7 protein-coding genes and 1 pseudogene are annotated in these 12,017 nt (G+C 60.3%); 5 read left to right on the top strand and 3 right to left on the bottom strand.

All coding sequences use genetic code 11. The features are described from left to right. The first annotated feature begins 3 nt into the window (after positions 1-3). Together ACSQ2F_RS08865 and ACSQ2F_RS08860 are read left to right on the top strand one after the other, a co-directional pair. Complete coding sequence (locus ACSQ2F_RS08865; protein ID WP_436021841.1) at positions 4-615, top strand: HAD domain-containing protein; 612 nt, start codon at positions 4-6, stop codon at positions 613-615. A gap of 1,398 nt (positions 616-2,013) precedes the next feature. Then, on the top strand, positions 2,014-2,250 hold the full coding sequence (locus ACSQ2F_RS08860; protein WP_436021839.1) for a hypothetical protein: 237 nt from the start codon (positions 2,014-2,016) through the stop codon (positions 2,248-2,250). Positions 2,251-3,717: 1,467 nt separating this feature from the next. Here the strand turns inward: ACSQ2F_RS08860 and ACSQ2F_RS08855 are convergent. Continuing rightward, the gene (locus ACSQ2F_RS08855) at positions 3,718-6,666 is read right to left on the bottom strand and encodes a hypothetical protein (protein WP_436021837.1); all 2,949 of its coding nucleotides are present in this window, start codon (positions 6,664-6,666) and stop codon (positions 3,718-3,720) included. A gap of 745 nt (positions 6,667-7,411) precedes the next feature. Here ACSQ2F_RS08855 and ACSQ2F_RS08850 point away from each other — a divergent pair. Both ACSQ2F_RS08850 and ACSQ2F_RS08845 read left to right on the top strand, forming a co-directional pair. Further along, positions 7,412-7,921 (top strand): annotated as a pseudogene (locus ACSQ2F_RS08850) (IS91 family transposase); the annotation flags it as partial. A 431-nt stretch (positions 7,922-8,352) separates the two neighbouring features. Beyond that, the gene (locus tag ACSQ2F_RS08845; protein ID WP_436021835.1) at positions 8,353-8,673 is read left to right on the top strand and encodes a hypothetical protein; all 321 of its coding nucleotides are present in this window, start codon (positions 8,353-8,355) and stop codon (positions 8,671-8,673) included. A 131-nt stretch (positions 8,674-8,804) separates the two neighbouring features. Here the strand turns inward: ACSQ2F_RS08845 and ACSQ2F_RS08840 are convergent, their stop codons facing one another. Next, positions 8,805-9,101, bottom strand: coding sequence for a BPSL0761 family protein (locus ACSQ2F_RS08840; RefSeq protein WP_436021833.1), 297 nt, complete (start codon positions 9,099-9,101; stop codon positions 8,805-8,807). 270 nt (positions 9,102-9,371) lie between these two features. Between ACSQ2F_RS08840 and ACSQ2F_RS08835 the strand changes: the two genes are divergently transcribed. Continuing rightward, positions 9,372-10,648, top strand: a protein-coding gene (locus ACSQ2F_RS08835) for an IS3 family transposase (protein ID WP_436021831.1) whose coding sequence is annotated in 2 segments (ribosomal slippage) — positions 9,372-9,702 and positions 9,702-10,648 — 1,278 coding nt in all. Because the reading frame shifts where the segments join, the coding sequence is not laid out codon by codon here. Positions 10,649-10,973: 325 nt separating this feature from the next. Here the strand turns inward: ACSQ2F_RS08835 and ACSQ2F_RS08830 are convergent. Beyond that, on the bottom strand, positions 10,974-11,942 hold the full coding sequence (locus ACSQ2F_RS08830) for a DNA-binding protein (RefSeq protein WP_436021829.1): 969 nt from the start codon (positions 11,940-11,942) through the stop codon (positions 10,974-10,976). Positions 11,943-12,017: the final 75 nt, after the last annotated feature.

Here is a 12,017-nt window from a genome sequence, read left to right as displayed (position 1 = left end):
GAAATGGACACTCATCACGAATCGCTACGGGTCATCTACCTGGGCATCTCGGGCGTACTTCATCCCAGTCAATCGCTCTACGAGCTCATCGAACGGAAAGACCCCTGGGAACAGGGCCACCGCCGATACGAAGCGGTGCCGGTTCTCGAAGGCATCCTCCGCGGTTGGCCGGATGCTCGCATCGTGCTGACTTCGCCGCAGCCTTGGAAGCACGGGCTGCCGGCAGTGCTCAAGGAGCTGGGCCCCGAATTGGGCGGCAAGGTGCTGGGCTTCACGTTCGAGGACCTGACCACGAAGGTGCCGTGTCCCCCGCGGCATCGGCCCATCGGCGATGCGGACTACTGGCGGCTCTTGAAATCAGAGATTGTTCGCCGGCACGTCGCCTGGCTGAAGCCCGTGGCGTGGGCGGCCGTCGACGACGAGACCATCCTCTGGACCGACGGCGAGCGGCAGCAGCACCTGGTCGAAGTCGATGGCTGCCAGGGGCTGCTCGACCCGGAGGCGCAAGACCGGTTGATAACGGTGCTCACAGGAAACTTTGGGCCTGCAGGGGGAGAGACGCTCAAATTACGAGCATCTTCGGCAATTACGAAAGTGCATCGTAATGCGCCGTAACGGACGACGCCCGACCCGCGGTGACCTCAACTCTGGAGGCTGTCCCCTGCCCACTCTTGCCGTACGCTTCATCGGAGACCCGCAGAACCTTGCTGACGCCGAAGCTCGGCTGCGGGCTGCGCTCCCAGGCTCGCGGTTGGTCTCCAAGGCGCCTGGCCTGTTCGTACTGGAAGCCGTGGCAGCGGAGCTTCTGGGTACGGTCCCGAGCGACTGGACCATCTACGAGCCAACGATTGCGGATGTCGACCCGCCGAAGTTCGACTGGGACCGTATCAAGCGGTCAATCGGAGGGGAATGATGGGACGGCAGTCCCGCGCCCCGCGCGCCCGCCAGAGTTCCAGCGCAACATCCAGGTCCGACCATGAGTGCCCTCGACATCCTCCGCCGTATCACCAGGCCGATGACTCCCGAAGAGTCGGAAGCCATGGTGCGAGCGCTGTACGGCGTAGGCCGCGAGAACGTTGGCAACGACGACCCGGTGGCCGTTCAACGTGCTCGGGTCCTGTTTTCCCGGAAGAAGCGTAGCGGTGGGCCCGATGACGGCGCATATGGCCTTGCGCCAGCGACATCTGCCCTACCATGGCACCCCATGACCAGCCTAGACTACGCCGCCCAGAAGCTCCGTGATGTCGTCTCCAGCCTCGTTGTCAGTGAAGACAGAAGCGTCGCGGCCAGTACAAACCGGGTCACACGGCTACCCGAGTTGCCCACTCTCCCGCCGCTTTCCCCATGCAAAACGCTGCGTCCGGCTTTCCGTTCGACTGCGCGAGAAGCCAAACACCTCCCTACCGTCAAGGACTTGCGGCAATCTCCGAAACTTCCCGAGCAAGGGGTTCAACCATGAGTCGCCGCCGGATTAGCAGCCGTGGTCACACCATAAGCGCATCCGTCACCGTTGCGTTCGGTCTGGAGCGGCGTGCCAATGAGATGCTGGCCGATGGGGGCTTCTGTCTGCGGCCGTTGAACCACCCATGGTGCTCGGAGCTCTCGGGCCGGTGCTCGTACGGGTTCGTTGTGAAGCGTGTTCGAGGGCACGAGCAGTCGGATTCTTCGTTGATTCGCGCGCTTGCCCAGGTCAAAGATCCGCAAACCATTTCAAAGACTTACTTTCCCGCATGTGGCCGCGTTGATTCCCGCTGCCGACCGTTGGCGCGGGATGACAGTTGTTGCCACTGGCTGTGCCGAGCCGTGTGTTGCCGCTGTCCGGGGCCACTGCTCGATACATTGTGCCCAGGGGTCCGAGATTCGCATTCGATCTCACTGACTCGGACGAAGCACGACGTGCACATGCGCTTTTGGCATCTCAGCGCAATGGGCCAAACTCGGTCTCAGCCGCGTGCGGATCCAAGTCAGTCCAATTGGTCGCGGGATCGGCTATTACTCTGATGCGCTCTTCCCATGAAGCAAAGCCTTTCGATCCACCGGGCCGCCCGCCTACTAAATGTGTCCCCTGCCTTTCTGATGGGTGAGTTCAATCGCGGCGTTCTTCCGTTGGATCTCCTCGGTGGCCATCATCATGTAGCGGCCTCGGAGTTTCACGCGTACCGCCAACGTCTTCGGGCTGTTCAAACCATGGCTATGCTCGAACTTTCACAACAGGCGCAGCAACTGAACATGGGATACGGCGACAGCTGACGGGGCTGTCGCTTTTGATTGAAGTTTTTCACTCAACCCTGAACTCCCCCGCCCTGCCCGCGCCCGGCAAACACCCAGGCACCGCGTTCACAGTCCGCCAAGACGCCGGCCAGCTCGAATGACCACGATGCAGCAGTTGTCGTCGTTCGGGGCATCGACGTGACTGGCGCCTTTTGGGCGCAAGGCCGTCGGCCGAACGCCCATGACCGCATTCACTGGAAGTCAGCTTGAGGCGGTACAGCTGACGCTCCGCGCTGTTCGGCTTCGTCGTCTCACACAACGGCCGCTTTGCTGCGGCGCCACCGTGCACTCTCGACCCATCAGCGACACCCGCGGTCCCGATCTCGCCGGCCCAAGCGGTCGGTCACACCCATATGTCGAGGCAGCCGACAATACCCTCGTGACAGTTGCAGACCTCACGGAGCCGCATGAGCAACTCCGGAAAGGAGCCGAGTGCACCACAAGCACACGCAGCCATTCACCTAATTTCTACAATTGTTCCTGGGGAACCTGTTAGGGACTGCGGCGCTTGTTCTATAGGCGCGCGCCCCGGAAATCCTTGAGGACCAGGTGGCGGGGGGTTGGAACAAACGCATGAACTCGAGCCGGAGCCGCGAGGACCTCCGTCACCGCCTACTCCAGGGTTGCCTGGTTGGCCAGAAGCGCCGCCAGTACCACCGCTGACAATCACGGAAAGGTTGGGACTTTGAACCGATTGAAATTGCAGAAGCGCGGGCGATAGATAGACAGTTCCGCCCTTTCCTCCCTTCCCACCTTGACCTCCCGCCCCCTGGGGACCTCCTGGCCCGCCCCTTGAGCCTGAATCTGGGCAGGGCCGGCTGCAGGGCAATCCCCCAGCGTCGCGGCCTGGCCTACCTGGGCCGCCCTTTCCACCCATTCCTCCCGTACCACCTTGTCCGCCAAGTTCGCCAGAACAGTCAATCGTTAGCTCACTACCGGCGTCGAAGGAGATCGCTCTGGCGTCAAGGTAGATACGTCCACTGTTGCGCCCCGCATTCCCCTGTCGACCCATCGTTCCCTGTGTTCCAGGCTCCTCATAGCCACCGACAGGTTGCGGAACAGGCGGCACATCACTGGGAGGGGATACCGAGGTTGTCCCCAGCACAAATTGCCGTATCGTGACCTTTCCACGCACAGTGGATGTCGCAGCGTACACGACTAGGTCTTTTCCGTTTAATTCGTAAATACCGCTATCGATAACCAGTGTCTTGCCGGGTGGGGTCTGCACAATTATCGAATTACCAAGACCTCCTTGCTTGTACAAGTCAGAGAAGAGAACCTCGTCTTGGTCCACCGCTGCGAATGCCGCTGGCGTCGCGGATGGGGCCTTTGGCGCCGATGTCAGAGTTGGCTTGGGCGCTGCACAGCCGGCGGCAATCAAGACCGTTGACAGAAGAAGACCAAGCTCAAGCTGCTTCCTGGCGACCTTCGCAAGAAAAGGCCCGGTCATTGGAACACCTCGGTTCCGATGACAAGTCTTCGCAATTCGGGCGGACTATTCCACCAATGCTGAGGCGACTGTACATTGAGCCGCATGCGGAGATACATCCGAGCCTCCGCAGGAGGATAGGTCACCATCATCGAGCGACCTTGATTTGGCGCCGAATCCCCCTTATCCAAGTACCAGTAGCTCTGCTGAGGCGTAGGGACGAATGAAACGCCCCTTCTTACCTGTCCAATTGTAAATTCATAGGGTACAAAGTAATTTTCCGGGGGCGTGGTCTTGGGGCGAAGGTCCACGGCAAAGCAGCTCGTCGAAGCGACAGGCCGCTCGCAAACCGCAAGCGCGGACGGCCTACGTGCCACCTGAATTAGTGCGCTCGACATAGGAGGTGGGTCCTTTTCCGGAGCCGCGATGTCCGCCGACTGGCGCAGATTGCCAACGCGTTCAACGTCGATAGTGAGGATCAAATCAGTATCGGCAAATCGTGAGCGGCTGTCAGCCTCCAAGATGCCAACTTTCAACAGACGCGCAGGGAATCGAGCGTCAATTTTACGCTTGATACTAAATGGTATCTCAAGCCGCCTGCGGTACAACAGGGCTAGCCGCGCGCTGTCCCCACGCGCATGATACTGCTCGCGCAACGTCGCGTTGACCATTCGCATAAACTCCTGCCGCTCAGGTGAATCGAAGATACTGGATGAATATTGCTCTGTGGCTAGATTCACTAGCGGTGTCCGTCCGCGACTCTCCACAAACTCTTCAAACTGCTGCTGTGCGGCGCGGCGTATCCTGCCCGCCAGCAGAATAGCGTATTCGCGACGTTCTCTCAGAAGCTTCACATACTGTTCCAATACCCTCCCGCTGTCGAGGGCCTGCGTCGGATCGAAGCTCGAGTCCAACTCTTGCATCAAGAAGGCTCGCTGAAGATGATCAACGTTGATGGGAACTGGCGCACGATATTCGACTATGCTCGCACGACGAATGAGGTCTGCCCGCGACGTGAAACGGGCCAATTCGTCACGCATCCCGTCGAATGCAACGCGTACCAGTTCTCTTCGCTTCTGCTCGTCGGCTATCGACATAGTTCTTAGAGTCACGAGCTTTTCCGCGACGCCGGTAAGCTCCAGTTGCTTTTCGTCAGCCGAACGCGTCAGGGCCTCGACCTGCTTCGTTGTCTCCTTAACAGCTTCCAGGTTTGTTGCGATGGATTCGGCCAACGCCTTAAGAGATTCGTCCTCTTCTATTGCGATCGGAACGTCGCTCGGAGGCGGAACGAATTTTTCGTATACGCCGTACGCATCGGTGAGACTGGCATAAAGCGACTTTGTCTTGCCATCCAAATCCTTTAGTGCCTCATCACGTGTCAGCCGCTTAGTCGTCGGCTGTCCAGGTTTAGGATCCACTACAGGTACATCAATATATTCCTTTATCGTAATGTTAGTCAGCTTGAAGGATTCGATAAATTGCTCGTAGGTGTCGCGGGAATTCTTTAGCTCATTTATTGCGCCGCTCATCGACTTGAGCGGCCCCTGGACCGCGGTGTAGAATTTATAGCCGTTTGATAGGGAGGTCCAGGCCGACTGTCCGGATACGTGACCACCGACTGCAGTTATGACTCCCCCCACGGCTGCGCCGGTGGCTGGGTTCCCGGTGTATGCTGTTGCCGCGATCGAGGCGGCGGTGCTGAGAGCGGAAATTATCTGCGCGCGATCCTGCGCCCCTTGCTTGAGGTCTTCGGCGTACTGCTTCAATCGTTGCTCGCGCGCTTGATATTCAGCGTTGAGCACGTCAAGGTAGGTTAAAGTCGACCGCAATCTGACGGATTGTTCCCCGAGCCTTTGACTAACGCTTTGGTACTCCAAGCTGATACCTTGGACTTTAGATTCCTGTTCAGCGATGGCGTTCTGCACCGCGCTTGGGTCCGGCGGAGTATCCTTTGCCGCGCGCTCCAGCACGTCAATATAGAAATCCATCGCGGAAACCCCAGGACCCTTGGTCTCGTATTCTGCTATATCTTTGACTAACTGACTAAGTGGTCGATTTGTAAGCCACGCTGCGCCGTTACCTTGTAAATCAGTTCCGCGGTCCATGGCAGCCAGCATCGCATTCATTTCAAAGCTTTGACGCGCAGCCACCACGTTCTCTAGCAGTGGCTTGTACTTGTCTAAGTTCGTACGTATGAATTGATGCAAGCATCTATCGAACGGTGCCACCGTCATGGACGCCCGCCAAACAGCGATCGAATAACTAGGCCACTCAGCTTGCTTTGTCTCAGCCTCCCAAGCGGCGCGTCCCTCCGCATTGGTAAGCACTCCAATCTTCGGCCGGAAATCATACAGGGGTGCTAGTGTAAACCTTTGGGAAAGGAAGTCCGTCGCCTCGATAGCGCTCAGTTTGGTGTCGTCAACCATTATCGAAGAAGCCGCTACTTCGAGAATTCTAGGGACATCGCTAAGATCATCGTCCTGACCACGAAACCTCACGTCAAAATGACGAATCCCATCCCTGTTAAGACGAAGTGTGTTTGCACTGAGATTTATTCTGGATACAGCACTTGGTAGAAGAGACAGAACGGCTGTTGACGCAATGTCGATCTCTTCAGATACAAAGGTTATCCTCGCGTCCCTGAAGGCCAGTGACTCTACGAAGGAGATCCGTCGTGCGTCTAAACGGAAGGAAGTTATCGACGGATCAAAGGCCGCCGCGAACTTGATAAGTGAGCCGAGCATCGCACGCGTTATGCGCAGTTCGTCAGCGACTATCTGTACTTCTCTTTTGGCACCTTGGTTTGTCACCGAAAGTGCATACTGGAGAAATGGTTTGTCCGGATCGAGGGTAAGCTGCACCACGTTGTTGTAGGGCTCACAATACTCGACTGGGCTTTGAGCCAGACTAAGGACGGGTATCGCAGCGACACACCAGTAAAGTGCGATTCGAATGAGAAACCTCATGATATTTCCATCCCTCCTGAGCGCTTGATTTCAACCAATCGGTGTCCATGGGACCAAATCGCGATGATGCCAATGCAGTCGAAGGAGTTCGCCCGAATGGCGGTTTTCTCCACTATTCAAAATAGCCCCATACGGGCTCGTCGATCTAGAAGCTGTTGGTGCCCGAGTGTTCCGAAGATTTCAGTCCGGTCGAATCCCGGGGCGACTCATCATCCAACAGGTCCGTCGCCCTGTGCGATAAGTAGAGGGCGCGCGTAGTAGCGTTGAAGACAGTGTCGGGCGCAATGCCTGTCGGTATGACCATGCTGGCTTGGACCTACTGTCAATTCACTCCGGCACCTGCTTCCCTCTCTGGTGTAGTAAAGCATGAAGCGCTGTACGCAGCTTCCTTCACATTAGGGATAGGTGAGAAGGCCGCGTGCGCTGCGGATCGCATACGCAGCCCATCCGAAAGCTGTGTCCGCGTTTCATACGGCGCTCAGATGGCGCGACTGGTCTCTTGATTGAGCGCTTTTGGCTGCGGTGGCGTCAAGCTGTCGCTCGGCAAAGCCCGCCTATTGCCGGGACCACCCGTTCAATGGCGTGCCAGGAAGCTGCCCGTCGGCGGGGTGCGGTGGAGCACGCCTCTCTGGTAGCTATAACGGAGCGGCGAAGGAGGTGCCGACACTGCCCGGTTTAGGCGCCCGCGTCCGGCTTGCATCGGCTACGGGGAACTACAAGTTGGTGAATCCGCGGAAAGCGTCATGCGCCGAGCGCGACCGCTTATGCTCACGGCAGGAGGACTGCGCCGATGCGCAAGCAGGAGTGGGTGGTCTACGCCAAGCGGCCCTTCGCAGGGCCGCAGGCCGTGCTCGCCTATCTGTCGCGCTACACCCACCGGGTGGCCATCTCCAACAGCCGCCTCGTGGCGATGGACGAGCGCGGCGTGACCTTCTGCTGGAAGGACTTCCGCGCCAAGGGCCGAACTCGCCACAAGACCATGACCCTCGAGCCGCACGAGTTCATGCGCCGGTTCCTGCTGCACGTGCTGCCGGGCGGCTTCCATCGCATTCGGCACTACGGCCTGCTGGCCAACGGCAATCGGCGTGACTGCTTGGCGGTCGCGCGGGCCGCGTTGCATGCGAACGGCTAGGTTCCCATCGGCGAACAAGCGATGCCGCCGCCAGCCTTCATCTGCAGGCACTGCGGACGTCCCTTGCTCGTCGTCGAGGTTCTCGTGCGCGAGCGTCCCTGCATCCGGGCACCCCCGACATGAGCACCCTCGCGACGATCAGACACGCGCCAGAATCAGCCATCGTTCATCGAACGCCGGTGCGGGGCAGGGTCGTGCTGTCGCACGCCCGACGATGTATTGCGACATTGGCGGGATGCCAATCACGGCCTCTGCCAGGCCGTGGCAAAGGCCCGACCGTCGCCGCGCGTCCATTCGAATGGGGCCGCAGCCAGCCAGCTGCGCATCAGCAGCAAGGCGACTCCCTAGAATCGCCATAGCTCCGTGCCTTCGGAAACCCCGGCGTCATGAGCCGCGGTTTCCTCCTTAGAGGTTTATCCAACACCTGCCCTCACGACGGCGGCAACGCACAGCCCTGTCCAGCGCGACGGGCAGGTGTCGGACAAACCTAAACTGGAGCTGCCGCTCAGCAGCGAAAGTGGATTTCACGTTCAGGCACTCGCTAGCATCGCGGCATGAACGCCTGGGAATGTCTGCTCAAGAAGCTTGTTGGTTTGAATCTGATTGCCGAATGGCGGCTGGCCAGCGGCGTCGTGGCCTTTATGGCGCCGCCTGGCGCCGAATCCATAGCTGAAGACGCGTTTTACAGCCCTGGACCGGTCAGCTACGACGAACTGCTTGCCATCGTGATTCGAGCAAGCCAGCCCCTCGGCGGCTTGCGCAAGACAAACGACTTGGCAGCGGTGAGAGCACTGCTGCCCGCCGAGGGGGTAAGCGCGCTCGACGACGGCGAATCGGTCGAGTTCAGGGCTGCCCGGAAGGGCGTGAACCACTGATCGCTTGCAGCCTGAAGCTGACTGGCAAGGTGCCCAGACCGGACGCGTACCATCAACCAGCCGGCGGCCCCCAGCCTATGGACAAGCGCATTCTCCACCAGCCGTCCTCTAGAACTTGCCATCGTCAACCCTCACTCGATGTGCCGAAGAATGACGTGCAGTCTGTGGCGAAGCGATGTCGGCGTGGAAGCCGCGTTCCCAAGCCTTCGGAATAGGTCTCGAGCTGCCGGCAGAGCTGGGTGGAAGTTGAAGTTCGCGGCCCAGCCCCCCTCAGCAGCTTCCTTGAGTTGCAATTCGCTTGGGTACCGTGCCGCCAGATGTGCGGCGGCGTCGCGCACCTCTCTCGGTTGCGCCATATCGAGCGTGAGTTCGGACAGCAACTTCTTGCCCCATGTCCAACTGCGCAGGCTCTCTTCTCGAGTGGTCATGCTTCGTGTGCTCTCAAGAATTGCTCCCTCCAGGCGTATGCGTCTGCAAGTGGGTGATGTTGTCGAAGTCCGCGACTTCATCATAGGTGCACGGCAGACCCAATATGCCGAACCGAGACGTGATGATTTGCAGGTCTCCGAAAGCGAAGAACCGTGTCGCAGATGATCAGGTCAATGCGAAATGTGATGAGTTGCAGGTCTTGAGCTGGCCCCCTGAATGACCGGACGCAGCCTATCGCTTATCTTACGGATAGGAATAGGACTGTGAGTATGACTAGGCATACGGAGACCATCGAGGTCATCACGAGGGACCAGCGCCGCAGGCGTTGGTCCCTGGTCGAGAAGGCCGCGCTGGTGAAGCGCACGTACGAGCCCGGCATGAGCGTGTCGCTCGTGGCCCGACAGGAAGGCGTGTCGGCCAGCCTGCTGTTCCAGTGGCGCAAGCTCGAACGGCAAGGTGCTCTGACGGCCGTCTCCGCCGGCGAGGCCGTGGTCCCGGCGTCGGAGCTGGCCGCGGCGCGGGTGGAGATCGCGAAGCTGCAGCGCGTGCTCGGCAAGAAGACCTTGGAGAACGAGATCCTCAAGGAAGCAGTGGAGTACGCCGCCGAAAAAAAGTGGATTGCGCGCTCGCCCTTGTTGCCCGGGGACGAGGAATGACGCGCGTGTGCGAGGCACTCGGTTTGGCGCGATCAAACGTTCATGCACGCGCGAACCGATCCGAGTCGTGGGCCGATGGCCGCACGCAGCGAACGCCCGACACCGACGAGCAGTTGCTGACGGACATCCGCGAGCAGATCGCTGCGTTGCCCAGCTACGGCTATCGGCGCGCTTGCGCGCTGGTGAACCGCCAACGCGCGAGGGTCGGCGGAGCGCGCGTGAATCCAAAGCGCGCGTACCGCGTGATGTCCGGCAGCGGGCTGCTGCTGCCCAGAGCCCCAAGGCGTCGCCAGTCCAGCAGGCCTCATGAGGGCAAGGTCGCGGTGCCGGCGAGCGATCTGCGCTGGTGTTCCGACGGGTTCGAGATCAAGTGCGACTCCGGCGAGACGGTGACGGCGACCTTCGCGAAGGACTGCTGTGATCGAGAGATCCTTGCCTTCCGCGCGTGGAACGGCAAGGGCCTGCCTGGCGAGCCGGTCTGCGAAATGCTCATCGAGGCCGTGGAGAAGCGCTTCGGCAGCGTTGAGGCGATCCCTGCCACGCACACGCTGGAGTTCCTCAGCGACAACGGCAGCGCGTACATCGCTCACGCTACGAGGAACGTGGCCAGGTCGCTGGGACTCAAGCCGATCAACACGCCGGTCTGCAGCCCTCAGAGCAACGGCATGGCCGAGAGCTTCGTGAACACGTTCAAGCGCGACTACGTCAGCCGGATGGACCTGAGCGATGCCGTCGTCGTGCTGGCGCAGCTTCCGGCCGCGTTCGAACACTTCAACGAGATACACCCGCACTCGAGCCTGAAGATGAAATCGCCGCGCGAGTTCAGGCGGCACCTTGCTGAGCAATCCCGCCGCGCTCAGCTCGAACAACCGGCGCTACATTGCGCATAGGCTGCGTCCGGGAATGCAGGGGCAAGATCAGGTCTCAAACCGGGCATCCCACGGTACGCGTCCGGTGATTCCGTCTTCACGACAACCTCAGGTGCCCGTGAGCCGCGACGACGGTATGCGTCCGTTGATCCCGTCTTGACGACAGACTGGTGCGCCCCTCCGTCACAGCTCGGTTCCGTCGCTGCGACAGCGGCCCCGTGGCAGATGTCAGCTATGCACAGCGGAAGCGGACCTCGTGCGCCGGTAGACTCCAGGGCGGGCAGTCACTCAAGACCGACGGGCGGACCATGGCCACGATGCCGGAAGTAGTCAGCAAGGATCCAGTTCAATCTAACCGTGAGCGTTTAGGCCGGCTGGCCACCTCGACGGATGTTTTGCGTGCCCGCACTGCAGATATGACTTTGTCTGCCAGTTCTGCTTGAGCGGCCGCCGCGTGAACCTGTGCGCGAGCGGTGTTCAGTTCGGCGCTCTGGGCCTGGAACTGGGCGTATAGAGAGGCGTGACCAGATCGCCAGTGCGTCAGTTCCGCTCGAAGCACGGCGACTTCGTTGACATGAGTTGACACGGCGTCGAGATGGCTGACGCTGCGTTGTTCGACTTCTGCTTGGAGTTGTTCAACGCGGCGCGCAGAAATTGTCGCGCGCTGTTCTGCTTGGTTGCGGGCGGTGCGTTCCGCCTCGATGTGGAGGGCGGCCCGGCGTTCCGCGCCTGCGGCGCGTTCCTGGGCCTTTTCGACAGCGGCGAGGGACTGTGTTCGCTCGGCCTCCAGTTTGTGAGTCAGTTCCGCCAGTTGGTGGCGCAGCGCCTGAGCCTCGTGACTTGAAGATGCGAGAGAGGTCTGTGTGCGGGCGTGTGCCAAGCGCTCGGCCTCGAGTTCGTTGGCGCGTTCCTCGAGTACCGCAGATTGGCGGTTCGCCTGCGCCACGGCGGCAAACGCGGCGCGGTCCGCCTGCGCAGCCCGCTCCTTTTCGGCTTCGACGTTGGCCACGGCCACCGCCATGCGTTCGGTCACCAGTTGCTCGACGTCGCGCCGGGCTTCCGCCTGTGCCGCGTCCCACAGGTGCTTGGCCACAGCGAGCACGGGGTCGGGAACACCGGACGGCACCGCGAACGCCCCAGGATCCTTGATCCGGGCGCCGAGGTGTTTGAACCAGGTCTCGAGGTGCGGGCTGACGGTGTTGGGCGAGCCCGAGCCAATCTTCTGGCGCACACGTTCGATCGTCGGGCGTGCGCCCTCGAGCAGCAGCGCGTCGGCGGCCTGCCAGACGTCGGTTTGGGTGATGCCACGCCCCATGTTCGTACTCCTTGATTTCCGCCCTACCCCAGGCTATCTTTACTCACGATAATGGATAGTTATCGTGAGTAGATG

The organism is Rhizobacter sp. LjRoot28 (assembly GCF_964253025.1).
In the GTDB taxonomy this organism is placed as follows: Bacteria; Pseudomonadota; Gammaproteobacteria; order Burkholderiales; family Burkholderiaceae_C; genus Rhizobacter.
The sequence above is the reverse complement of the archived record's forward strand: the minus strand, read 5'-3'. Positions and strand labels throughout refer to the sequence as shown.